General features: G+C 54.2%; 24 protein-coding genes. 9 read left to right on the forward strand and 15 right to left on the reverse strand.

Going from position 1 to position 24,552, the window contains the following annotated elements; all coding sequences use genetic code 11:
- Positions 1–68: 68 nt before the first annotated feature.
- The 5 genes from KHA84_RS12810 to KHA84_RS12830 all read right to left on the reverse strand — a co-directional run bounded on the left by KHA84_RS12810 (position 69) and on the right by KHA84_RS12830 (position 4,140).
- Positions 69–992: a sugar phosphate isomerase/epimerase family protein gene (locus KHA84_RS12810; RefSeq protein ID WP_213423911.1), complete on the reverse strand. Its 924-nt coding sequence runs from the start codon at positions 990–992 to the stop codon at positions 69–71.
- Positions 940–2,013, reverse strand: a complete 1,074-nt coding sequence (locus KHA84_RS12815; protein ID WP_213423912.1) for a Gfo/Idh/MocA family protein — start codon at positions 2,011–2,013, stop codon at positions 940–942. The genes KHA84_RS12810 and KHA84_RS12815 overlap by 53 nt, the downstream gene beginning before the upstream one ends.
- Positions 2,014–2,169: 156 nt before the next feature.
- The gene (locus KHA84_RS12820; RefSeq protein WP_213423913.1) at positions 2,170–2,517 is read right to left on the reverse strand and encodes a YlbF/YmcA family competence regulator; all 348 of its coding nucleotides are present in this window, start codon (positions 2,515–2,517) and stop codon (positions 2,170–2,172) included.
- A gap of 14 nt (positions 2,518–2,531) precedes the next feature.
- On the reverse strand, positions 2,532–3,674 hold the full coding sequence (locus KHA84_RS12825; RefSeq protein WP_213423914.1) for a DUF445 domain-containing protein: 1,143 nt from the start codon (positions 3,672–3,674) through the stop codon (positions 2,532–2,534).
- Between the two features lie 76 nt (positions 3,675–3,750).
- Positions 3,751–4,140 (reverse strand): ferritin-like domain-containing protein, encoded by a 390-nt coding sequence (locus KHA84_RS12830; protein WP_008300798.1) that lies wholly within the window; start codon positions 4,138–4,140, stop codon positions 3,751–3,753.
- A gap of 73 nt (positions 4,141–4,213) precedes the next feature.
- Between KHA84_RS12830 and KHA84_RS12835 the strand changes: the two genes are divergently transcribed.
- Both KHA84_RS12835 and KHA84_RS12840 read left to right on the forward strand, forming a co-directional pair.
- Positions 4,214–4,417 carry a YheE family protein gene (locus tag KHA84_RS12835; RefSeq protein ID WP_213423948.1) on the forward strand — a complete coding sequence of 68 codons (204 nt, stop codon included), beginning with the start codon at positions 4,214–4,216 and terminating at the stop codon, positions 4,415–4,417.
- 192 nt (positions 4,418–4,609) lie between these two features.
- The gene (locus KHA84_RS12840; protein ID WP_213423915.1) at positions 4,610–4,759 is read left to right on the forward strand and encodes a hypothetical protein; all 150 of its coding nucleotides are present in this window, start codon (positions 4,610–4,612) and stop codon (positions 4,757–4,759) included.
- Between the two features lie 53 nt (positions 4,760–4,812).
- Here the strand turns inward: KHA84_RS12840 and KHA84_RS12845 are convergent, their stop codons facing one another.
- From KHA84_RS12845 to KHA84_RS12880, 8 genes are all read right to left on the reverse strand, one after another.
- Positions 4,813–6,624: a serine hydrolase domain-containing protein gene (locus tag KHA84_RS12845; RefSeq protein ID WP_236823277.1), complete on the reverse strand. Its 1,812-nt coding sequence runs from the start codon at positions 6,622–6,624 to the stop codon at positions 4,813–4,815.
- Positions 6,625–6,682: 58 nt separating this feature from the next.
- Entirely contained in the window at positions 6,683–6,889 is a 207-nt protein-coding gene (locus tag KHA84_RS12850; RefSeq protein ID WP_213423916.1) for a hypothetical protein, read from the reverse strand.
- A gap of 61 nt (positions 6,890–6,950) precedes the next feature.
- Positions 6,951–8,225 carry an MFS transporter gene (locus KHA84_RS12855; RefSeq protein ID WP_213423917.1) on the reverse strand — a complete coding sequence of 425 codons (1,275 nt, stop codon included), beginning with the start codon at positions 8,223–8,225 and terminating at the stop codon, positions 6,951–6,953.
- Positions 8,226–8,466: 241 nt separating this feature from the next.
- Positions 8,467–10,170 (reverse strand): M20/M25/M40 family metallo-hydrolase, encoded by a 1,704-nt coding sequence (locus tag KHA84_RS12860; protein ID WP_213423950.1) that lies wholly within the window; start codon positions 10,168–10,170, stop codon positions 8,467–8,469.
- A 304-nt stretch (positions 10,171–10,474) separates the two neighbouring features.
- Positions 10,475–12,232 carry an ABC transporter ATP-binding protein gene (locus KHA84_RS12865; protein ID WP_213423918.1) on the reverse strand — a complete coding sequence of 586 codons (1,758 nt, stop codon included), beginning with the start codon at positions 12,230–12,232 and terminating at the stop codon, positions 10,475–10,477.
- Positions 12,225–13,973 carry an ABC transporter ATP-binding protein gene (locus KHA84_RS12870; protein WP_213423919.1) on the reverse strand — a complete coding sequence of 583 codons (1,749 nt, stop codon included), beginning with the start codon at positions 13,971–13,973 and terminating at the stop codon, positions 12,225–12,227. Before KHA84_RS12870 ends, KHA84_RS12865 begins: the two co-directional genes overlap by 8 nt.
- Before the next feature lie 487 nt (positions 13,974–14,460).
- Complete coding sequence (chrA, locus tag KHA84_RS12875; RefSeq protein ID WP_213423920.1) at positions 14,461–15,654, reverse strand: chromate efflux transporter; 1,194 nt, start codon at positions 15,652–15,654, stop codon at positions 14,461–14,463.
- A 90-nt stretch (positions 15,655–15,744) separates the two neighbouring features.
- Positions 15,745–16,941 carry a class I SAM-dependent rRNA methyltransferase gene (locus KHA84_RS12880; protein WP_213423921.1) on the reverse strand — a complete coding sequence of 399 codons (1,197 nt, stop codon included), beginning with the start codon at positions 16,939–16,941 and terminating at the stop codon, positions 15,745–15,747.
- Between the two features lie 196 nt (positions 16,942–17,137).
- Between KHA84_RS12880 and KHA84_RS12885 the strand changes: the two genes are divergently transcribed.
- The 4 genes from KHA84_RS12885 to KHA84_RS12900 all read left to right on the forward strand — a co-directional run bounded on the left by KHA84_RS12885 (position 17,138) and on the right by KHA84_RS12900 (position 20,472).
- Positions 17,138–18,484 carry a hemolysin family protein gene (locus KHA84_RS12885; protein WP_213423922.1) on the forward strand — a complete coding sequence of 449 codons (1,347 nt, stop codon included), beginning with the start codon at positions 17,138–17,140 and terminating at the stop codon, positions 18,482–18,484.
- 113 nt (positions 18,485–18,597) lie between these two features.
- Complete coding sequence (locus KHA84_RS12890) at positions 18,598–19,476, forward strand: cation diffusion facilitator family transporter (protein WP_213423923.1); 879 nt, start codon at positions 18,598–18,600, stop codon at positions 19,474–19,476.
- Positions 19,477–19,532: 56 nt separating this feature from the next.
- Positions 19,533–19,919: a hypothetical protein gene (locus KHA84_RS12895; RefSeq protein WP_213423924.1), complete on the forward strand. Its 387-nt coding sequence runs from the start codon at positions 19,533–19,535 to the stop codon at positions 19,917–19,919.
- Positions 19,912–20,472 (forward strand): hypothetical protein, encoded by a 561-nt coding sequence (locus KHA84_RS12900; RefSeq protein WP_213423925.1) that lies wholly within the window; start codon positions 19,912–19,914, stop codon positions 20,470–20,472. The genes KHA84_RS12895 and KHA84_RS12900 overlap by 8 nt, the downstream gene beginning before the upstream one ends.
- Positions 20,473–20,530: 58 nt before the next feature.
- Here KHA84_RS12900 and KHA84_RS12905 read toward each other — a convergent pair whose 3' ends face one another.
- Together KHA84_RS12905 and KHA84_RS12910 are read right to left on the reverse strand one after the other, a co-directional pair.
- Positions 20,531–20,851 (reverse strand): hypothetical protein, encoded by a 321-nt coding sequence (locus KHA84_RS12905; protein WP_213423926.1) that lies wholly within the window; start codon positions 20,849–20,851, stop codon positions 20,531–20,533.
- Positions 20,852–20,983: 132 nt separating this feature from the next.
- Entirely contained in the window at positions 20,984–22,528 is a 1,545-nt protein-coding gene (locus KHA84_RS12910) for a bifunctional GNAT family N-acetyltransferase/carbon-nitrogen hydrolase family protein (protein WP_213423927.1), read from the reverse strand.
- Positions 22,529–22,750: 222 nt separating this feature from the next.
- On the opposite strand from KHA84_RS12910, the gene KHA84_RS12915 reads away from it, so the two are divergent.
- From KHA84_RS12915 to KHA84_RS12925, 3 genes are read left to right on the forward strand one after another with little or no spacing between them, the layout of a single operon-like run.
- Positions 22,751–23,176 carry a disulfide oxidoreductase gene (locus KHA84_RS12915; protein WP_213423928.1) on the forward strand — a complete coding sequence of 142 codons (426 nt, stop codon included), beginning with the start codon at positions 22,751–22,753 and terminating at the stop codon, positions 23,174–23,176.
- 6 nt (positions 23,177–23,182) lie between these two features.
- Positions 23,183–23,650: a thioredoxin family protein gene (locus KHA84_RS12920; protein ID WP_213423929.1), complete on the forward strand. Its 468-nt coding sequence runs from the start codon at positions 23,183–23,185 to the stop codon at positions 23,648–23,650.
- Positions 23,651–23,695: 45 nt separating this feature from the next.
- A complete protein-coding gene (locus tag KHA84_RS12925) occupies positions 23,696–24,541 on the forward strand; it encodes an RluA family pseudouridine synthase (protein ID WP_213423930.1) in 846 nt (281 codons plus the stop codon).
- The last annotated feature ends 11 nt before the right edge of the window (positions 24,542–24,552 follow it).

The raw sequence follows: 24,552 nt of genomic DNA on the forward strand, positions 1-24,552 counted from the left end.
AATCTCCGTTTATTATAGCAGACAGGTCCGCCGAATTCATTTTCTTCCGCCATATGAGTCTTCCTTTCTCACGGCGGATGCCGGTACTTGTTGATGAAGCGGACAGCTTCCGATATATCCCGGACCGGATCCGTCCTGACTTCCCGCTCCACGGTCAGGTATCCGCCATATCCGATCTCCTGCAGCGCCCGGAAGTAGGCGTCAAAATCGACCGCCCCCTCGCCGGGCGGGACCTCGCGGAAATAGTCTCCCCGCTCCACCATCTCCGCAATATCCCCGTGAGAGCCGCCCGGCCTGTACCCGTACATCCCATACACATCCCGCGGGTCGGCCGCACGCAGCCGGATGCCGTCTTTTACATGGGTATGGACGATATACTCCTTCAGCACATGCACCCCCTGTACAGGATCGTCTCCGGTGACCATGACGAGATTAGCCGGATCGAAGTTCACTGAAACCCCATCCCCCGGGAGGCTGTCCAAAAACGCTTTCAGCTTGGCGCTCGTCTCCGGCCCCGTCTCGATCGCGAAATACCCGTCCATCTCCTTCGCATAGGAAGCGAGCTCCCCACAGGCCTCCTGCATAACGGCATATGTCCTGCCCGCCTTATCTTCCGGCACAATCCCGATATGCGTCGTCACAATGTCCGTTCCAAGGTCTTTGGCAAGGTCAATGATCCGCTTGGATTTCTCGATCTTCTCCCGGTTCGCCGCCGGGTCCTGGAATCCGTGCCCGCCCAGATCCCCGCAAAGCGCCGAGACTTCAAGGCCAAGGCCATCGATAAACTCCTTCAGCTCACGCCTTTTGGCCGGGCTCATTTCCTTTGGGTCGAGCTCTCCCGACACGGCATACATCTGGACGCCGTCAGCCCCCATCTCCTTCGCCTTCGTCAATGCTTCCCGCACCGGCAGCCTCAAGTTGTCCGTGATGACCCCGACTTTATTCGTCAGCCTGATCGTAAACGACCTCCCGTCCGGTTTTTGATGATTCATAGACACCGTCCAGCATCTTCATCACTTCAAGCCCGTCCTCAAGCGGCGCTTCCGATTTTCTGCCGTCCAGGCAGCAGGCGACAAAATGGTCGATTTCAGCGCCGAACGCCTCGTCAAAATCGATCGTCAAATGGTCGATCTGGGGGTGGATGTTCAAAATCGTATCGTTCTGTTCTGTTATGAGCACGAGTTCCGGTTCGAGCTCCGCCCCTCCTTTCTTCCCGTAGAGCCGGATTGCGGTTTCGTCCTTTTTGGCATGGAGGCTGAACGAGGTATCGAGCATGAGCGTCGCTCCGTTTTTAAACATGATCATCGCCGCCGCCAGGTCTTCCACGTCATTCCGGTCGGCACTGTAGTCCGCCGCCTTGTAAAATGAAAGAGCCTCCACATTACCGCGGTTTCCGAGTTCGCTGAACGTCACCCCTTTGATCCGTGCGACTTCCGGTTTCCCCATCAAGTACCAGCAGACATCCAGAAGGTGCACCCCGAGATCGATGAGCGGCCCGCCGCCTGACCTGGAGCGGTCCGCGAACCACCCGCCGGGATTGCCGACCCTGCGGAGATGCGTGCCCTTCGCATAGTAAATCTCACCGAGCAGTCCGTCATCGATGAACGTTTTCAGCACACGGGTCCCCGCAGCGAAACGGCGGACAAACCCGACCTGGAATACAACGTCCGGGTCCTTTGCGGCATCCCGGATCCGAAGCGCTTCCGGATAAGTCATCGCGAGCGGTTTTTCCATCAGCACGTGCTTCCCGCTCCGCAGGGCATCCACGCCAAGTTCCGCATGGGTGTGGTTCCACGTACAAATGCTGACCGCATCCACTTCCGGATCCGCAAACACCTCATCAACGGAACAGAATACCTTCTCTACTCCGTAACGCGCCGCCTTTTCCTTCGCCCGTTCCGCCGACAGGTCATACACCCCGTACAACTTCACCCGATTGTTCCGCTTGTACGCCTGCAAATGAAAATCAGAAATCATCCCGGTGCCGATCACACAGACATTCAGCTCATTCATTTGCCGCTCCCCTCCCGTTCGCCTGCGCCCGTCACTATTCAAAAGACTTTCCTACATTGTATGGACAGGCGGAGCGATTCACGACAGAAGCCGTCCGATTTACGGATACGAAAAAGCCGCCCGGGAGCGGAATGCCCCGGACGGCCTGGTCGTCAATCAGATTTCTTCGTAAAGCGTCTGCACCGGCTTCATGAGAATCCGGTTGACATCTTCGATGATGCGGCTCAGCTGCATTTCAGCCTGCAGCATGCCGGCGATCTTCGGATTGTTTTGGGCCAGCTGCGCCGTTTTCTGCGCGTATTCCATGACGTCCCCGTCAATCTCCTCGCCTGCCATCTGCTTTTGCTGGAGGTCCATCTGGATCTTCCGGAAGTTACGGAAGATGTTCAGTGCCTCTTCATCCGCCTTGACGTCATTGATTGCCTGGACCAGTGCTGCGAACTCATCCGTCTTGCGGAATGTCGCTTCCAGCCGGTTGATATCATCATAAATATTCACTGCCATTTTCACCACTCCAATCAGTTAATCAGAAATACGATCAGACCCTGGATGATCCCGATCAGGCCGCCAAGCACCGCTCCAAGAACCGTGATCATCTTGAATTCCCGTCTGGAGATCCCGAGAACCAGATCTTCCAGCCTGGATACTGGGAACGAGTCGACCTGCTCTTTTACCATCTGGTCAATTTTCAGACGGCCAAGCGCCTCTTCCATCTTCGCTTCCGCTTGCCTGAAAGCGAAGTCGGTGAGGGCGGGTGTCACATTGCGTGCCACCCATGGTTCCCCTTCAGGCCAATAGTCTTTCAGTGTACGGTCCAGCCGCTCGCCAGCGGCCAGCTCTTTGCGGACATAGTCGAGGACCGATGCCTTAAGGCCGTCCCAGTCAAACCCGCCGATCAGCTCTTCGACCGGACGGTTCTTCAGCTTCTCATACTCGCCTTCGATCAGTCCATCCAAAAGACGCGCTGTCCCTGGAGCCGATAGGAATTTAAGCCCTTCCCTCTGGATTTTATCGACGAGGGTTTCCGAATTTCCGAACAGCGACTGCAGCATGCCGCCGAACGTCCCGCGGGATTCAAGGAAGTCGTCGAGCATCTTTCGGATCGTCTGCCGTCCTTCGAAGGAGTTTACATATTCCATGGCGCGAGACAGGATATAACGGCGGATTTCAGGAAGCCTTTCTTCCGCCTCCTCCATCCAGCGGGCGGGCACTTGTTCCGCGACCGTGCCGGTGAGGAGCCGCTTTTTCGCTTCCTCGAACTTGCCATCGACAAGCCGGAGTGCGGCCGCCTCGATTTTGGTGTCCGCATCCCGCATGCCAGCCATGTCCAGCCAGTCCGATAACGTCTTGTCCCCGCCGAATACATGCTTGCCGATCAGGCGGCCGATAACGCCCTCCGCCTTTTTCCGGACAGCCGGCGTAAACAGCTTGTTGCGGAACGTATCCGGCGTCAGGAGATAATCGACGACAATGCGGCCGAACTGCCTGGCCAGCTCGTCACGCCGCTTCGGGATCAGTCCCGGGGTGAACGGCACCCGCCAGTTTCCGATATATTTTGCCTCGTGGGGGCGGAACAGCATCTTGATCGCCAGATGGTTCGTCATGCCCCCAATGATGGCGCCGATTATGGCCATCAGCGCGATGGTCAGAAATGCGTTCAATCACTTCACCTTTTTCTGTTGGTGTCCGTCCTATTATAACAGACAGAGTCTTATACAGAAAAAGGAACGCCACCGCTCAGATGGCGTTGTACATCATCGAGAACCGGATGGCGTGCTCCATTTCGTCGTGCATTGCGATAAACAGCGGATTGACCCCTTCCTGGAGCGGGGATTCCAGCATCATGATTTTGTACTTATCGGTCGCCTCCAGCTCATCCCGGATCGCCTGCTTGAGTGCGCCTTTCAGGTTGTCCACCGGTCCCGGCTTCCTGAGGCTTTGAACGTAGGCGCCCGTCAGCATATAATAGAGTTGCTGGAACATTTCGTAATGGCTCTTCTCATCATCCATCGCATGCTGGATGAAGTCGAGCCAATACCGGTCATTCGTGAGCGAAGCCATCGACTTGTAGAAGTAGTACGCCTTGTACTCGTCCTCAATCGCCTCGCGAAGCTGATCGGTAAACACGCGGTCGCATCCTTTCGTCACCTTTCCACCAAGGTATGCGTTCGGGGCGGCCATCATGAAAGGGATGAGGGACATGCTGCAGCATTTCACGTACAAGCCGATGTTCGAAGGAGGCCAGCTTCCGGGCTGGACATTTTCCTTCCATTATAAAAATAAGCGATACGGCGGCGACTACCGCCAGGACGGATCGATCGTCTGGTCGGGCGACACGCCGCCGGATGAGGACCAGGTCAAAGAAATGATCCATGAACTCATGACGTTCCACGTCTATGAGTGACCGAAATGCCCCGGCCCCTTGGTGATCTTTCACCGCCGGATTCTGATGTTTCGGGACACCTTATTGATCTTTCACGGACTCTTACTGATCTTTCGGGGCACCTTGCTGATCTTTCATTACAAAAGGACAGGACCGTTTGATTCGGGCCTTTGCCGGGAATACTTTGAGTATTACCGGAAGGAGGAATTCCCGATGGGAGACAGTAAATCGCAGAACAACTTTGAAGAGAAGGACCGGCTGAACGAACAGCAGCGGCGCGAACAGGAAGCGATGAAGGACAAGGCCCGCGAGCCGAACGAGCAGAACCGCATGATCAATACTGCGGACAACCAAAAACGATAAGCGCTAAAAGCCTCCACGGCCGAATCGGACGTGGAGGCTTTTTCTGGAATGAATCAAAAATAAAATTCCCAGTACAGGATGTTGCCCGTCACTATCAGAGCGGTCATTACAGTCAGAATGCTTGCTAATCTATCCCGCTTGCTGATCGGGTTAAATCTCATTTGAAAAATTAAGATGCCGCTGATGATCAGTGATCCGACCATGTAAAACAAATTAACGGTCAAGAACGGCTGAATCGATCGATAGGTGGTCATTGATCCTGTCTGATAACCGACCCAGATGATGTTGAGGACCACCAGGAGATTTAAACTATGCTGCGCCAACAGGAATGAGTTTTTCCGCACTCTTCTTACCATGGAGAAGAGCACGAAACAAAGGGACAGCAGCGCAGCGAGGCCCCCCAGAACAATCGCACCCCATTCAAGGAGATGTCGGTAAAGAGGGATGCGGAACAAGTCCGTCTGCGCGGATGATAATGTTTTGCCATTTCCCCAATGCTCCGAATACACATCCAGCGCATAAGCACTGAAGTCGTCCTCAGTCAGGTAAATTCCCGGCTCTGCCTGTGAATAACGGAGGTCGTTCATCGTTAATTCGTGTGCGCTGGACGGCTTCGCTTCGCTTCTGAGAAACAGTCCATACACCTTGCTGAATCCGTGGCGAGGCACGCGGGCGGGCTCGTAAATTCCTGCCCATTTTGATGATGCCTCCAGCGCTCGGTGGCCTTCCTTGTGTTTGTAGTCCCCGAAAATGATTTCAGGAATCCCCAGAGTGAAGGTACTCTCACCCGCCATATTTGTCACGACCACTACACCGGTGTCCGCCTGCCGATCCACATAAAATGAAGAGCTGAAAGCAAACGTATTTCCGCCGTGGCCAAAAACTTGTCCGCTGGCGGACGGCAAGAAAAACAGTCCATTGGCAATCCTGGGAATATCCGTACCCGGATAATATAAAGTGGGCTCCAACAAAGAATCAGCCGTATGGCGATATCGGAACAAGGGGGCGCCATCTTCACTAAGCAGCGCCAGCATCAGCTTTTGAAGATCCGGGGCGACGCCCATGACACTTCCGGCCGGATACACCGGGATCACATACCGGTTTTGTTCGATCAGCTGCAGATCCTCTGTGTAACCCTGCACGTTTTTCCTTTGCTTTTTTACCCAATCATGGTCGTCCTGTTCGGGGTCTATTGCGGTTTTCGTCATCTGAAGAGGCTGGAAAATTTGGGTCTCAACATACTCCCGGTAATCCATCCCGCTCACATGTTCAACAATGTAAGCAGCAAGCCCTGCCCCGTAGTTGGAATACGCAACGACTTGGCCAGGAGGAAACACTTGCCGTACGTCCGCGGCTTCGAGTACTTCTCTTAATGATTTCACCTCAGGTGGATTCAGGACCATTAAATCCGTGTAGCTGTCATCATAGCCCGCTGTGTGATTCATGAGGTGTTCCAATGTAACGGGTTTATCGTACGAAATTTCCGGCCGGAAATCCTCTGGCAGATATGTCGCGATATCTTCATCCAAATCAAGCCGCCCGGCCTCGGCCAACTGCAAAACACTGATCCAGACGAGGATTTTGGAAACGGAACCCCATTCAAAAATCGTGTCCTCATCAATCAGGATTTTTCGATTACGATCTGCAAACCCGTCCATCAGATAGGTGAGTTCACCATCATTGAAGACAATCACGGCGACTCCTGCCGCCGTTTCCTGATGCGTTTTTAGATAATCCGATAATCGATCTTCTACCGTTTGCCGGTCTGATGCGGCACAAGCGGCAGGGAGACTTAATAGGGAAAACATTAAAATCAGAGTGACATGGACGAAAAGACGGAACAGCAGATGAGCTTGAACATTCATGACATCTCCACCACTCTCCCAACTAGATGGCTACACTACATTTAGTCTTTTTTCGTTCTCACAAAAAGTACATGAATGCCGCTGCTCCAAACGCAACGAAGCCGCAGATCGCAGAGAAGAGAGTCACTTTCGCCCGAACTTCCTTTGATGCTTCACTTTCTCCGTCAAAACGATTCCGTGCACGCTCTCCTCCCGACCACGCCTCGAGGGTAATTGCAGAAACGAGAAATCCGATGACGCCTATGACCAGAAGAATCCGAATCATTGCCGTTCCCCCTTTCACACTGATACGGATAAGCAGCGCGTTAAGATTCAGCCAGTCACTCTCATTCCCCCAACAGTTTCCTCCTTCCAAACACAAAGTAATAGTACGTTGACGAAATCATATACAGCACGCCTGTAATCGTAAACGCCCATGCGTATCCCCAGTAGGATCCGTATGCGACGACCAGTCCTGCGGAAACGGGACCCATTGCCGCCCAGCCTATCTGGAACACGGTCTGGTTAACGGAGTTTGCAAGGCCTTTGTATTTGTCATGAACGATTTCCATCGAGATGGCGCTCTGGATCGGGTTGCCGGCGTTCATGAGCGCCTGGCGCATGAGGAATCCGAGTGATGCTAGGCCGAGCGACATCGTATATGCCGTCAGGAACAGAAACGGGATTGACGCCAGCTGGAAAAAGATGAGCGCCTTTACTTTGCCGATCCGTTTGACAAGCATGGGGCCGATCATCATCGCAACAGCCGTCATGGCAGAGCCGAGTGACAAAATCAGCCCGATATAAGCGTTTGACGCGGCGAACCGGTTCGCGAAGTACAGGTTCAAGTACGGAATCACAAGCCCCGATCCGAAACCGATCAGCAGGTTGGCGAGTCCCAAATGGAAAATGAGCCTGACGTTGCGGCCGAGCGCCGCCTCTTCCGGCTCCCCGGATTCAGGCGGTTCGGGAATCCGGTCCGAAGTCGCTTGCGGCTGGTCCGCCTGTTTTCCTCCAGACAGGAAGAAAAGCGGCAGAATCCCAGCAGCGAAGATTGCCGCTCCTGCGAGGAGTGACCAGCGGATCGAATCCACTTCGAACAGACCGAACGATTTTTCCAATACGTCCGCGATCACTCCCCCGCCAAGGCTGCCGATCACTCCGGCCACAGTAACGAGTGAGAAATAAAGGCTGAACAGATGGACCCGTTCCGATGCGGTCGAGTTTTCCGCGAGGAATGGGACGCCCGATACTTGCACAAATGCCATCGTGAGCCCGGTTACGAACGCGGCCGCCACAAGTGTGCCCTCAGCCGTTTCCACTGAACGGTAGAACAGCGTCAGCATCGTCAGCACGGACCCGCCGATCAGCAGCCATTTTCTGCCGAACCGGTCGCTGAGCAACCCTGCCGGAATGAGGATGATCGCCGTTGCGAGTGCCGTCATCGAGATGATGCTGCCGTTTACGGTTTCAGGCATACCGAGGGCTTTGATGTATAAGTTGTACATCACGGCAAATACCCCCATCCCGATCTGGATGAGGATATTGGCCAGTATAAACAGCCGGACATTCCGGTTGAATGCTAAAATCTTTCGCTTCCAGTCCCGAAACCAAGTCATCATAAGAAATCTTCGCCTTCCGATTATTTCGTTAATCGGATTATATGCAAATCATACGGAAAACACAATCAAATCATTGCATTGGACGGTATCTGGCCCGGGGTAATCACTCGGAATTGCGAGGTAATCACTCAGGTCCTGAACACTAAATAGTTGATTTCATGGCAAAATGAAAAAGAGGATTCCATAACGGCAGAATCCTCTTTTTCTATTTGCTTCTCTCTTTGAATCGTTATTCGGTCTCTTACCGGAAGCCGGACTCTGTTTCCGGCGCGCCGATTCTGGCGTCCTCTTCCTCTGTGCCGATCAGCCGTTCAATCACTCTGCGGGTCAATGTCGGAACGACTTCAAACGAATAAGTCATTTCGGCCCGTTCCAGCTTGCTGTGGGCATCCATCCCGTATGGTCCGATGTTGATGACGGGAATCTGGAGTTCACGCACCGCTCCGTAGTCGACGAAATGTTTGGTTCCCCATGCCGGATTGTTGTCCCTGACTGCCTCGATCCCCTCTTCATCGTCACTGATGGCCACGAAGCTCATGTCGGATATATGGGGGAAGAAATTTCTGGCCTTGATCGGGTGGGGATACATGGGCTGCACTTCCTCAATGGCCCGGTCCAGTGCCCTGTTCAGCGCTGCTTCCTCCGGGGTTTCTCCGGTGATCCGGATTCTTGGCGAGTAGAGGGAGGAATAGAACAGGACAATCGCCGGCGACCGGTCGGCCATCCACTTCCACACTTCTTCCACCACCTTCACGGAAAACATCCTGACATCCAGACTGGTGTCTTCCAGGAGGTTCTCTTTAAAGCGATCCATATGATCAGTGAACGATTTTCCGTGCTCCTTGATCAGGAGTGTTTCCATCTCCTCAAAGGTGAACACTCTCGGTGGCCAAGGTATCCGGCGAACAGGCTCTCCGGCGGTTTTGCAGTATTGATGATACCTCTCATCGTAAATTGATAAGGCATTCTCAAATGCCGCGAGGGCCTGCCCTTTTAACTTCTCCAATACGTCTTTCGGGGACCATGAATGGACGAAGAAATTGTAATAGGCAAATGCGGACAAGGCGGTCTGAACGGTATAGCCCGGCTTGAGATCGGTCTGTTTCAGGGAAACCGGAGGGACGGTCACTTCCCCATCAGCTTCATCGCAAAGTTCAGGATTGTAGCTGATCTGCCTCGTCAGTTCCGCCGCAATCAGGTTGGGATCCAGTCCCTCAAAACAGGAACCCACATGACTTTCGGCTCCCGCGATGAAAAAGGAAGGAAGCAATTTCCCGACGGTTCCCTTATAGACATAACGGTTCCTGTCTTCCGTGTGACGCGGAGACACGAAGTCCGCATTGATGGCCCCCACATAGCGGAAACTGTGTTCTTCTTTCCATTGGCTGAGAATGTTCAGCGCGGACAAAATTCCGTGTGAGCTGTCCTCCTCATCACACTCCGCCAGATAGACAAGATTCCCGTCCAGCTTTTCGGGGTGCTCGGAATAATACTTCAGCAAGTATGTATTGCTGGCCAAGCCGCTTTTCATATCGAGGACACCCCGGCCAAAAAGCCAGTCGCCGGAATCCAACTGTTCCTTCACGGTATCGGGAAGTGCCTCTTCCTGGAGTTTTTCCATCAGCCGGTCAGGATGGCAGGCATCTTCCTGCAAATGGACAAAGTCATCTGTACCGACCGTGTCCAAGTGGCCCATCAGAAGCACGGTGCGCTTACTTTTACCTTTCGTACCTTTGACAAACGCCATGACATTGTGCCGTTCCCGTTCATCATCCGTTGTCCGGGCAAGGACCAGCTGATCCGGATGGTGCCGGAAATAAGAAAAGCCGGCAATCATGGTGTGCAGCTTTTGCGCAAGCAGCTTTTCCCCGTCCGTGTTCACAATGCTTTCCTGCCGGACCAGTGTTTTTGTTATGGACAGGACTTCCTCCCGGCTCGACTTCATCATTTGTTTCCCCCTTAGAACTCTATATGTTTATTCAGATTATTATTGAAACAAGAGCTGGAGTCAATCTTCTCCCGTTATATATGCCGGAAACGGTCCAATCGATTTCGGCAATCACAGGCCCGATTTCAGCATTCGCGACTCCGATTTCGTCATTCACGTCAAAAGTCTCGCCATTCGCAACCGGACGGCTGTGAATGACGAGACTAAACGTGCGAATGACGAAACTGAACTGACGAATGACGAAATTAAGCGGTGGAATGACGAGACTGACAAATGCTGGGCAATTGCCCAGCCCCTGCGTTTATCCGGTTTTCCCCGCAGCTTGCGAACCGGCCTGGAGCTTATACATCTGCGCGTACTGGCCGCCATAGGCGAGAAGCTGGTCATGGGTGCCGAGCTCGACAATTTCGCCGCGGTCGAGCACGATGATGCGGTCCGCGTTTTTGATCGTGGACAGCCGGTGGGCGATGACGAATGTTGTCCGCCCTTTTTTCAGCACGTCCATCGCATGCTGGATGATTTCTTCTGTCTCGGTGTCGATGTTCGACGTCGCCTCATCGAGAATGAGGATCGCCGGGTCGAACGCGAGCGCGCGGGCGAATGAAACAAGCTGGCGCTGGCCGGCGGACAGGGTGCTGCCCTTTTCCACGACCGGCTCATCGATGCCGTCCGGCAGATGCTTCAGCACCCGGTCGCCGCCGACGGCCTCAAGGGCACGTTCCACGTCTTCCCGTGAAATCCGCGGATCGTCCAGGCTGATGTTCGACCCGATCGTTCCCGTGAACAGGTACGGATCCTGCAGGACGATGCCCATATGGTCGCGCACTGTCTGGCGGGACAGTTTGGTGATGTCCGTCCCGTCGATCAAGATCCGGCCCTTTGTCGGGTCGTAGAACCGGAACAGCAGGTTCATGATCGAACTTTTTCCGGATCCGGTGTGGCCGACGAGCGCCACCGTCTCGCCCTGCTTGGCTTCGAAGTCGATGCCTTTCAGGACATACTCCTCATTCTTGTAGGCGAACCAGACATTCTCGAACCGGACGTTCCCGCGGTAACGGGTGATCTTCTCGTCGCTCACGTCCTCGCCTTCCTGGTCGAGCAGTTCGAATACCCGCTCCGCCGCGACAAGCGAATGCTCGAGGCGGGAAAACTGGTTGACGATGCCCGTGATCGGATTGAAGAGGCGTGTGATATAGTCGACGAAGGCGTACAGTGCACCGACGGAGATCGCCGCCGGAGCGGAAAGCGCCACGTTGCCGAAGTACAGGATAAACGCGATGAACGTCATCGATCTGAGGACGTCGACCAGGTTGAACGACGTCGCCGAGTCGAGGAACAGCAGCTTGTTGTTGTACTTGAAGTGCTCATCGTTCAGCTCATCGAATTCCTGTTTCATCTGCTTTTCCCTGCGGAAAGCCTGGATGATCGTCATGCCCTGGATGGCTTCGTTGATCATGGCATTCAGGTCACTGACCTTGCTGCGGATGATCCTGTTGTACTTGGAGGCGTACTTCCTGTAGGAGATCATCCAGATATAAAGTACCGGAATGAGCAGAAGCGTGATCGCTCCCATCGCCGGTTCGAGATACAGTAGTGCGGCAAAGATCCCGATCATGTACATGCCGCTTGTCGCAAACTGGGACAGCACTGTGACGTACATGTCGCGGATCGCTTCCGTGTCGTTTGTGATGCGCGCGACTACCTTGCCCGCCGGCAGGTTGTCGAAGTAGCGGACCGGAAGCGTCTGGATTTTGCCGTAAACTTCGTTCCGCATCTTCTGGATGATGCGGTTCGCTCCTTTCTGGAGGAGCAGGTATTCCGAGTAGCGGAACACCGCCGTGACTATGGCCAGGCCCATAAAGACCGCAAGCAGCATCAGGATCGGTGCGAATTCCATTCCGCCCCCTTCGCTGCCGGCGATATGGTCATCGATGATCCGTTTCGCAATCAGCGGTCCGGCAAGATCGGCCGCGACAGCAAGCGCCAGGCAGATCACGCCGGGAATGACATAGCGTTTCTGGCCCGTCGCATAGCGGACCAGCCGTTTTCCCTTATTCATGGTGATCCACCTCCCCGATTTGCTGCCGGTCAAATTGTTCTCGGTACCAGCCACCCGATTCGAGCAAGGAGGCGTGTGTCCCTTCTTCGGTGACTTTGCCGTCTTCCAGGACGATGATCCAGTCGGCATGCTCGATCGCCGACAGCCGGTGTGTCGTGATGATCGTCGTTTTGTCTTTCCGGCCCTGCCGGATGTTTTCAATGATGGCCGTCTCGGTCTTGGCGTCGACCGCCGACAGGGAGTCATCGAGGATCAGGATATCCGGGTCCTTGATGAGTGCCCGGGCAATCGAGATCCGCTGTTTCTGGCCGCCTGACAGCGCGACGCCCTTTTCTCCGACGAGCGTTTCAAGCCCTTGCGGCAGCATCGCCAGGTCTTTTCGGAAATGCGACAGGCGAATTGCCTCATCGATTTCCGCATCGGTCGCGTCCGGCTTGCCGAACAGGATATTGTCCCGGATGGACCGTGAAAACAAGACATGATCCTGCGGAACATAACCGATCCAGTCCCGCACTTCGTCTTTTGTCAGGTCACTGACGGAGACCCCGGAAAAACGGAGTTCCCCGTCCCCTGCCGGATATTCCCGGAGCAGCTGGCGGATGAAGGTCGTCTTTCCGCTGCCCGTTTTTCCGACGATGCCGAGTGTTCCGCCACGCTCAAGGCGTACTTTGACGCGGTCCAGGTTGACCGACGACGACTGCGGGTAGCGGAATGTCACGTCATCGAACGTGACGTCATCCGGCTGTCCGGCCCGTTTTGGCCGGTCCGGATCCCGCACGTCTTCCAGATAGGACAGTGTCTCGTGGACCCGGTCGAGGGAGGCATTCCCCCTCTGCATGACGTTGATCAGCTCGCCGATCGCAATCATCGGCCAGACGGCCATCCCGAGATAGACGTTGAATGTGACGAGGTTGCCGAGCGTCATCTCGCCAGTCGAGACGAGGAAGGCACCATAGCCTAGCCCGATTGCGTAGCTGGCCGCGGTGAGCACTTTTGATGTCGGTGCGAACAGCGCATCGATGCGCTCGACCGCCATGTTTTTCTCGTACACTTCTTCCGTTTTCTTTCTGAACTTTTCTTCAGTGGCACGTTCTTGGACATAGGCCCTGACAACACGGACACCGGCAACCGCCTCGAGCACGTCATCGTTGAGTTCACCGAAGGCGTCCTGTGCCACGACATACCGCTCATGGATTTTCTTGCCGAGCACCTGCATGACGATGGCCAGGATCGGCAACGGCAGGATGGCCGCCAGTGTCAGCTTCCACGAGACGAGGAAGCCGGCAGTCAGCAAGATCGTCGCCAGGTAAAGCGTCGAGTCGATCAGCGTCATGATGCCGAATCCCGCCGTTTCCGAAATTGCGCGCAGGTCGTTTGTCGAGCGCGCCATCAGGTCGCCCGTCCGGTTTTTTTCGTAGAATGTCGGCGTCATCTTCAGGAAGTGCTTCATGAGCCGGCTCCTGAGAACACGCTCGATCACGTTCGCCCCGCCGAACAGCTGGTACTGCCAGATAAAGTTCGAGGCGTAGTTGACCGCCATGACGAGGAGCATCAGTCCGGCAAAGGTCATGAGCAGCCCCTTTGTCATGTCGCCGCGGTACATCGTGTCGATCGCCCGGCCGATCAGCCACGGCGGGACGACGACGAGGATATTGGTGAACGTAAGCAAAATAAGCGCCACCGTGTACCGCTTCCAATTTTCCTTGAAGAACCAGTTCAGTTTGAATAAGACTGAGAACATTGGTTATCCCTTCTCTCCAGGCGGGGACTACCCGCCTTCTTTAGATTCCTTGACGAGAATTTTGCGTTCTTTTGTGATGCACATCACCATTTCTCCTCTCCGGTTTTTGTTTTGTATTCAGCGCGCAAGTGCACGGTGATACCTAAAAAGGCACAAAAACGCGCCCCCGAATCATGGAGGCGCGCTCAATGAAAAAGGGTCCGGCAGGCATGCCGGACCCCGTGTATTGACACTGGTGCCGTCAGATTACGGCCGCAGTGCGGGCAGGCATGGCGATATGCAATTGTTGTCGTGTCCGATTGGAATGATCATGTTGTACATCGTCCATACCTCCCTTTCCGTTAGTTTGTTTGCCTTAACAGACTACCCTTACGGATCAGCCCATGTCAACTGTTTTCAGATAAATTTCTCAATTTGCACTTGACTTATTAATCTTGCCCGAGAATGGGTGCAGTTAAACAAGATTCTTTATTTGTGGAGGCCAGCTTCAGAGAAACGCATGGAGCAGGGCACCGAGTACGCCAGCGACCACCACGACGACCCATGGCGGTGTTTTCCTGAACTGAAGCAGCCAAAAACAAAGTGCAGCGACTCCGACGTCCCAAACCGAGAAGATCGAGCTCGGGATGACCGGGTTGATCAGAGCCGCCGCGAGAATCCCGACGACAGCGGCATTAACGCCGGTCAGCGCCGCCCTCAGCCAAGTTTTCTTGCGGAGAATCGACCAGAACGGCAGAGCTCCGATCACGAGAAGGAACGACGGCAGGAACATCGCAACAACCGCGACAAGCGCTCCGGGCACACTGTCCATGATCATGCCGATGTATGCGGACAGCGTAAACAGCGGTCCGGGCACGGCTTGTGCGGCACCATAGCCCGCAATGAAAGTTTCTGCGTCCATGTACCCTTGCGGCACCACTTCCCGCTCGAGCATCGGCAGGACGACGTGGCCGCCGCCGAAGACGATTGAACCGACCCGATAGAAAATATCGGTGATTGAGACGAGAATATGATCCGCTGCCCGGCTGATCACCGGCAGCAGCGCGAGAAGACCGAAGAACAGCGCCCATGCCAGTGCGCCGGCTTTTTTCCCGATCGGCATCGGGATCGTCGCATCTTCTCCGCCGTTCCCGTCCTGCCTGTTCCTGTATAAGATATAACCGATCAGGCCTGCAAGAACGATGACGCCGATCTGGCCCCAGGCCGTCGGCACGAGCAGCACGCCCGCTCCCGCCAAAACCGCAAGCGCTATTCTTGGCGCATCAGGCGTCAGGTTTTTCCCCATGCCGATCAGTGCGTGGAGGATGATCGCGACCGCGACAATCTTAAGGCCGCGGATCCAGCCGGTATCAAACGGCACATCACCAGCAACAAGATATGCAAACAGCATGAGAATGATGACAGACGGCATCGTAAAGCCGAACCACGACAGCATCGCGCCGCCGACCCCGCCTCGGATCAGGCCCACTCCGATGCCGACCTGTGAGCTGGCCGGTCCGGGGAGAAACTGGCACAGCGCCACCAGATCAGCGTATGCCCGGTCATCGAGCCACTTCCGTTTTTTCACGTATTCGTCCCTAAAATAGCCGAGATGGGCGGCAGGCCCCCCGAAAGACGTCAGGCCCAGCTTGAGCGACGCCGACAAGATTTCGCCATACCGCCCTCTTTCCTTCTTTTCCATTAAAAACCCTCCCAAAAAGATGTCCACCCTATCCTAACGGAATCTGCACGGGGGGTGGGGCATCTTCACAAACTCTTAACAAACTTTTCGTCACCCGTCCGCCCGGATGACCGCCACTTTCAGATAATCGGATTCCGGAGAGTTTCTTGGTGTGCGGAAATCGTCCGGCAGACGGTACTCCTTCACGATGCGGTACTTTCTGCCGACTGAACGGAATGCCTTGTCGATAAACGTCTTAAACTTCTTCATTCCGAATCCGGCATGGTTCGTCGAGGCGATCACGGTTCCGCCCTTTGCCGTGACGGCAAGCACGTCCTCCAGCAGAGCGGCATAGTCTTTCGCCGCGCTGAACGTGCGTTTTTTGGACCGGGCAAAGCTCGGCGGATCCAGGACGACCAGATCGAACTCAAGCCCCTTCCGCCCGGCATACCGGAAATAATCAAACACATCCATCACCACGATATCCTGAGCCTCATAGTCAATGCCATTGACGGCAAACTGTTCGATCGTCTTCGGAAGACTCCGCTTCGCAAGGTCGACGCTCACCGTTCCCACGGCACCTCCGAGAACAGCCGCCACCGAGAATGCGCCTGTATAGGAAAACGTATTGAGCACCCGGCGGCCGGCTACGTATTCGTCCAGGATTGCTTTCCTGACATCCCGCTGGTCCAGGAAAATCCCGGTCATCGCCCCATCATTCAGGTCGACGGCGAAGTTCATGCCGTTTTCCTTCACAATCAGAGGGAAGTCCGGCTGATCACCCATGACAAAATCGTCTTGCTCCATGTATTGTCCTTTTGAGTCAAATCGTTTTTTCTCGTGGACGGATCGGATTTCCGGCATCTCTTTCAGGACTCCGTAAACGAATTCCCGCAGCGAATAAATACCCTCGCTGTACCAGCTGACCATCCAGTGGCCGGCATAGTGGTCGATCGTCATCCCGCCGATGCCGTCCCCCTCCCCGTTGAACACGCGGAACGCCGTCGTGTCCGGATTTTCGAAGAATGCCTTTCGGCGATCGGCCGCTTCACGGATCTTCCGTGAGAAAAATGCCTTGTCGATGATTTCCTGCTCATTTCGCGAAAGCACCCATCCTGCCCCTTTGTTCTGCAGGCCATGATAGCCGGTCGCCACATAGTTGCCCGAAGGATCCTGCAAACGGAGCAACGTCCCTTCAGTTCCGAATAAAGACGGGTTCCGAACGGCATCCTTTGGGATAACCGGCTGGCCTGCCCGGATTGCTTCTGCTGTTTTTGCATCTACTTTTACGCTGATTATGTTCATCATTCCAACTCCAGGATTCAGTTTTTTCCATTATCGCATTCCTGCACAAAATAGACGAATTTCCGCCCGCTGGCAAGATTTTATGATTGTCTTTTTGAAGTCTCGGAATTATTATAAGTAGTAACTCACTATTTTTTACATTCACAGGAGGTGTACACTTTGTCCTCCCCCTCATTCGGGTCATGGACAAAGGCTTTATTTGGACATTGCCATACGATTGGCAGCATTTGCTGCCTTAATCGCCCTCACCGCGTTTTTTGTCGCGAGTGAATTCGCAATTGTGAAAGTCAGGACGACACGCATCGATCAGCTGATCGCTGAAGGAAACCGGAAAGCAATCCGGGCAAAAAAGGTCATCACCAACTTGGATGAATACCTTTCCGCCTGCCAGCTTGGCATCACCATCACGGCACTCGGCCTCGGTTGGCTTGGCGAGCCGACAGTCGAGCGGTTGCTCCGTCCCCTGTTCGAGCGATTTGAGATCGAAGGCAACGTCGCATCGCTTCTTTCCTTTGTCATCGCCTTTTCCGTTGTGACATTCCTTCACGTCGTCGTCGGCGAACTGGCCCCGAAATCCATGGCCATCCAGAAGGCGGAAGCGATCACCCTGAGTTTTTCCGGCCCGCTTATTGCGTTTTACCGTCTTATGTACCCATTCATTCATACGATGAACGGTGCAGCGCAAGGACTGATCCGGCTGTTCGGCTTCAAGCCGATGTCGGAATCCGAAGCGGCCCACTCTGAAGAGGAATTGCGGATGATTCTCTCCGACAGCCTAAAAAGCGGTGAGATCAACCAGTCCGAATATAAATATGTAAACAAGATCTTCGAGTTTGACGACCGCATCGCCCGGGAGATTATGGTCCCCCGCACCGAAATGATGACGGTCGAGCAGGACATGACGCTCAGGGAAGTGTTCGATGTCATGGGCGTGGAGCAGTACACGCGCTATCCGGTCACTGACGGTGATAAGGACCACATCATCGGCCTCGTCAATATGAAGCATCTCCTCACTGCCTACATCAAAGATCCCTCGTCCGGTGACCGGCCGGTGTCGGACTTTCTTCAGCCGATTATCCGCGTCATCGAGTCCATTCCGATCGGCGACCTGCTCCTGAAAATCCAGCGCGAACGGATCCATATGGCCGTGCTGATGGATGAATACGGCGGCACAAGCGGTCTTGTCACGATTGAAGATATCCTCGAAGAAATTGTCGGCGACATCCAGGATGAGTTTGACGTTGATGAAGTGCCTGATGTTCAGGCAATCGGTGATGGACACTACATCTTTGATGCGAAAATGCTGATCGAGGACATCAACGACATCCTCGGCATCCACATCGACGAAGAGGACATCGATACAATCGGCGGCTGGTTCATGGCCAAACGTTTCGATATCGTCAAAGGCGAAAAGATGATTGAACAGGGCTATGAATTCCTTGTCAAAGACATGGAAGGCCATCACATCTTGTATATTGAAGTCCAGAAGATCGAAGAGGAACCCGAATTCCTGACGGCTGAAGATGCCACTGCCGCAGAGTCCTGATTGCTCCCGGAAGCCTTGCTTCCGGGAGTTTTTATTTTGTCGTGATTGAAGTTTCCCCCAGGAAAACATCCATTCAAAAATTGGGGTATACTGAACAATCCGGAGGTGGGAACATGGACCTTTACTCAAATCTGAAACAGGGGGAGCGCGGCGCCTGGATCAGCATTCTCAGCTACCTTGTGCTGAGCACCGTGAAGTTTATCGCAGGGGTGGCCGGATCATCCGAGGCACTGAAAGCGGATGCACTAAACAATACGACAGACGTCGTCGCATCCATCGCTGTCCTGATCGGACTCCGGATTTCCCAGAAGCCGCCGGATGACAATCACCGTTATGGCCATCTCCGCGCCGAAACGATCGCTTCGCTCATCGCTTCCTTCATTATGGCGGTCGTCGGGCTGCAAGTGCTGGCCGACGCCATCGGTTCCATTTTTAGCGAGGATGCCCACACTCCTTCTGTGTTTACCGGTTTTGTCGCCCTTGCAAGCGGGCTCGTCATGTATGGGGTCTATTTGTATAACCTGCGCCTGGCCAAAAAGATCGGAAGTTCCGCGCTGCGGGCGGCGGCACTTGATAACCGCTCCGATGCCCTCGTGAGTTTTGGCGCAGCCGTAGGGATTGCAGGAGCCATCTTCGGCTTTCCGGTAATTGATACGATCACGGCGCTTATTATCGCCTTGCTGATTTTGCTTGCTGCGGCATCGATCTTCAAGGAAGCCGTTTACACGCTTACCGACGGTTTTGACGAAGACGAGGGGGAAGCGCTTGCCCATCTTGCCGCTTCCGTCCCCGGTGTCATCCGCCTCAAAGACTTTAAGGGCCGGATGCACGGCAACATGATGTTCATCGATTTGACGGTCACCGTTGACCCCTCACTGAATGTAATCGAAAGCCACCGCATCACCGAGCAGATTGAGAGGCGGTTACAGAAAGCAAAACCATTCTCCACCGTGCTCGTCCATATTGAGCCGGAAATTCCAAATAAGCCATGAGCCCCGAGGGTTCATGGCTTTTTAGGCTGTATGACAGCTTCTTTGTATTTTTCACTATGAATCCCACGGATTTCTGCACCTGGCCCTCGCTTGCCGCGGGTGTTGAGAAAGCCATCGATTTTCCGTTCACTTTGCTGATGGCCAGGCTCTTCTCTCATAAAGCCGAGAGATACGTGATGATTACTCCGATCACCAAGCCGGCCAACACAGTGACTCCGTACAGGCAAAGCCTCCTTTTTGACAAGACGAACTCCCCCTTTTTGTCTTTTATCCTATGCATGCCGATTACCCGTTCATGTTTCGAAAAAGAACACGATCTGCTCTTCCGCAAGAAATTTGAAACCTTTCTTGCGCATCGTCGTATTAAAGTTGGAAACATTCTGAACGGAATGATTCGGGTATTTTCTGAGCAGGAACAAAAAGGGGGTTTTCATGTTGTATGATGTGGTGGATCAGCGCAGGGTCATTTCCTTCACCATCGCCATTATCTTGTTCATTCTTGCCTTCCTGGGTCCCGCAGCAATTCTTCTTCCGCTGAAGACCGGCTTCATCACCCGGGAAGCCCAATTGATCGGCACAAGCGGCTGGTCCCTGATCACGGGAGGAATCGGATTTCTCGCGCTGGCCGCTGTTTTCGTCCTGTTTGCCGCGATGGAAGACAAAAAGAAAAAGTGGGCGTTTTCGCTCGTCCTGTTTGCCGTCGGCGTTGCCGGCATCCTCCTAACCATGAAAGACTACTATTACTACACGTCCGATCATTTTGTGATCAATGGGCCATTCACCTTGACGGCTCAGGCCTATGAGTGGACGGATTTCGAAAGTGTGACAGAGAATCTGACAAAAGAAGGCGGAACTTTGTTCGTCCAATCCCTGGAATTTAAAATGAAAGACGGAAAAACGTATCAGTTTGACCGCGGAAGGATGCTCCAGCAATATCAGCCGATCGTCGGCGCTGTCACGGCAAGCGGCGGCAAGCATATCCGGAATGGGGAATGATATTTCCCGAAATACCGAAAACCCGGGGATGAGCCCCCGGGCTTTTCATTACCGATCATCAGGAGTTGTCGTTTTCCTCATCGGTTTCATTCAGCATATCTTCATCATCTGTCGTGTCATCCGTATCGGCGTCGTTTTTATCCCCATCGGTCGAATCGGTGTCGGTTTCCGTTTCAGTATCGGATTCCGAATCCATATCATCGTTTCCACCGGTACCCTCGCCGCCGTCGGTGCCTCCATTGCCGGCAGGTGCCTGCTCTTCAACCGGATCCTCTTCGTCCAAGTTGTCATCCTCGTTATCTCCGCCGCCGCATGCAGCGAGCATGCCTGCAGACAGAAAGGCCGCTGCACCGAGTTTTAGCCACTTGCTGGTTTCCATGATGAATTCCTCCTTGTGAACTGTGCTGTGCCTATCCATCCTTACCCGAATGGGGAGTGGCTAACCCTCTTTTTTCCTAAGGAGGACGCCGTAAACAGAAAAGAGCCTCCGACTCGGGGGCTCCTTTCTTGTTCAGTCTTTTTTATATTCCACCCGGTACACATCATGTCTCCGGTCCTTCAGCTGCTTGACGGTGCCGTCCTGGCGCTGGCGACGGAGGATCTCAAGGTCGACATCCCCAATCATCACCATCTCAACGTTGGCGTTGGTTTCGCCGACGATGCCGTCACGTGCAAATTCAAAATCGGACGGCGCGAAAATGGCCGACTGGGCATATTGAATGTCCATGTTCTCGGTCTGCGGCAGGTTGCCGACCGTCCCCGAGATGACGGTGTATACCTGGTTCTCGACGGCACGGGCCTGCGCGCAGTACCGGACGCGCAAGTACCCCTGGCGGTCCTCCGTGTTGAAAGGCGTGAAAATGATGTTCGCGCCCATGTCTGTCGCGATACGTGCCAGTTCCGGGAATTCGATATCGTAGCAAATCTGAATCGCGATCTTGCCGCAGTCGGTATCAAACACGCGGACCGCGTCCCCTGCAGAAATCCCCCACCATTTCCGTTCGTTCGGCGTGATGTGGATCTTGTACTGTTTTTCGATCGAGCCGTCACGGCGGAACAGGTAGGCGATGTTGTATATTTCCTCATCCTCTTCCATTACGAAGTGTGAGCCGCCGATGATGTTGACGTTGTAGCGCACGGCAAGGTCCGTGAAAAGCTCGATGTATGGCTCCGTGTAGTCGGTCATCTTCCGGACGGCAATGCTCGGAACCGGCTCGTCAAGAAATGACATCAGCTGTGTCGTGAAGATTTCCGGGAAGACGACAAAGTCGGAATAGGCGTCCGACGCCACGTCCACGAAATACTCCACCTGGCCGGCCAGGTCCTCGAAGCTCGAAATCTGGCGCATCTGGTACTGGACCACGCAGATCCGGACGGGATAACTGGTCTTGAAGTGTCGCTTGGATTGCGGCTTGTAATCGATGTTGTTCCATTCCATGAGCGTCGCGTACTTCCGTGATGCCTTGTCGTCCGGAAGGTAGTCCGGATTGACACGCATGAGCGTAAAGTCGTTCATCAGCTGGAATGACAGCACCGGATCATAGATTTTGTGGCGGGATACGGCATCGACATACTCCCGCGGTGTCATTTCCTTCTCGTACTTGTAGTAGTTCGGGATCCGTCCGCCGATGACGATCGACTTCAGGTTAAGCGCGCGGGCAAGATCCTTGCGTGCTTCATACAGACGCTGCCCAACGCGCATTCGCCGGTAGTCCGGATGCACCATCACTTCGATCCCGTACAGGTTGTAGCCGTCCGGGTTGTGGTTGGTGATGAAACCCTCGTCGGTCACATCATCCCATGTATGCCGGTCGTCGTATTCATCAAAGTTGATGATGAGGCTTGAGCAGGATCCGATAATCTTACCGTCGAGCTCCGCCACGAACTGGCCTTCCGGGAATATGCTTAAGTGGCTTTCAAGATGCGCCCTTTCCCACGGATCCATTCCGGGGAAGCACTCATCCTGCATCCGCAGGATCGAGTCAATATCGTCATGGGTCATCTCCCGGATAACCATGCTTTTTTCAAATGATGATAGATCAAATTGCTCCGACATGACAGAGCCCCCTTTTCATTGCGTTGGACCCATTATACGATGTCAGGGCCCAACTGGAAAACTCTATTTCTTTTCCCCTGCGGGCTGATAGATAAACCGTTTTTGTTGCCGGACAAGCCATCAGATTGTCAATGTCCCAGCCGGATCCGGGACAAAATTATTGTCAAGCCCGGAACACTCCCCCTATAATCAGAATGAAATCAAAAGTCAGGAGCGCCTTGCATGGAAAAACGACTTGAAAATATGTTGCTCGCCATCTGGACCGTATCGCTTGTCGCGACGGCCGGATCTCTTTACTTCTCGGAGGTCCGCGGATACATCCCGTGCGAGATGTGCTGGTACCAGAGGATCCTGATGTATCCGATCGTCGTCATTGGTGCCGTCGCTTTTTTCCGCAAGGATTTCCGGGCAGCCGTCTATACACTCGCGCTGTCGGTCATCGGAGGCCTGATCTCGCTTTATCATTACGGGATCCAGAAGCTTCCTGCCCTCCAGGACTCCGCACCGTCCTGCGGCCAGGTGAGCTGCACGGGTGCCTACATCAACTGGTTCGGGTTTGTGACAATCCCGTTTCTGGCACTTACCTCATTCATCATCATCGCCGTCGTCAGCCTGCTCATGCTGAAACGGCAAAAGGAGACGAACTAATTTCTCATGAAAAAACTGCTGATCATCGGAGGAGCGGTCATCGTCGTTTTCGCTTTGATCATTTTCCTCACAAACCAGTCCAACCAGTCCAAGCTGAAAAACAGCCCCTACGGCGATAAAAAACTGGACCAGGCGACCATCGACCAGCTAGATGACGAGAACTATCAGAGCATCATCCTCCCTGACGAATTGGAAAAGAAGATCGAGTCCGGCGAAGCGGTCACCGCTTATTTCTTCAGCCCGACCTGCCAATACTGCCAAGAGATGACGCCGCGACTGATGCCGATTGCAAAGGACATGGACGTCCGGATTGACCAATTTAACCTGCTTGAGTATGATGATGGCTATATTCAGTACCAGATTGAAGCCACCCCGACCTTGATACACTTTGAAGACGGCGTGGAAGTAGGCCGCATGGTCGGCGCCCAGCCGGACGAGAACATCGAAGCCTTCCTGAACGAATACGCCAAATAACCCAAAGCCGCGCGGCAAGCGCGGCTTTTTTCAAGAGGTGAGAACATGGAATTCACTGTTGTGACTGCAGAAGATGGATGGACCATCGAAAACCTTCTAAGAGATCGCTGGCGTCTTGGCCGAAAAATCGTCCATGAAATGAGAATGCAGGATGCCGTGAAAGCTCCGGACGGCGGACGGACCCGGTGGAATGAACCGCTCCCCGCCGGCACATTCCTTTCCATCCGGACGCCCGACGCCAAGTCGGATTATGTTCCGGAAACCTGTGAGCTAAATGTGATCCATGACGATCCCCACTGCCTGATTGTTCATAAGCCGGCTGCCCTCGCTGTTCACCCGAATGAACCGGGCGGGACCGGCACGCTGATGAACCGGGTCATTGCCCGGTTCGGGCCCTATGCGGAACACGTCCACCGGCTCGACAAAGGCACATCCGGGCTGGTTCTGATTGCCCGGCACCCGGTGGCAAAGGCTGTGTTCGACCGGATGCTCGAGGAAAAGGCGATCCGGCGCACCTATGTCGCAGAAACGGCGGGAGCTTTCAAAAAACGGAGCGGAACCGTCTCCGCTCCGATCGGCCGTGACCGCCATCATGCTACCCGCAGGAGAGTCTCCCCTTCCGGCCAGCACGCGGTCACCCATTATGACGTGATCCGGGAAGATGGCGATCGTGCAATCGTGCAGCTTGAACTCGACACCGGCCGCACCCATCAGATCCGTGTCCATCTGGCGCATCTCGGCCATCCGATCATAGGGGATGTGTTGTACGGGGGACGTCTTTCAGGCGATGGTTCGTACAGGTTACATGCAGAAAGACTCTCTTTTATCCATCCATTTACCGGCAAGTCACTGGACATCGAAGATTCCGTGCGGCCGGAATGGCTTCCATAAAATAAGACAGG

The sequence above is a fragment of the Bhargavaea massiliensis genome (assembly GCF_018390575.1).
Taxonomy (GTDB): Bacteria; Bacillota; Bacilli; order Bacillales_A; family Planococcaceae; genus Bhargavaea; species Bhargavaea massiliensis.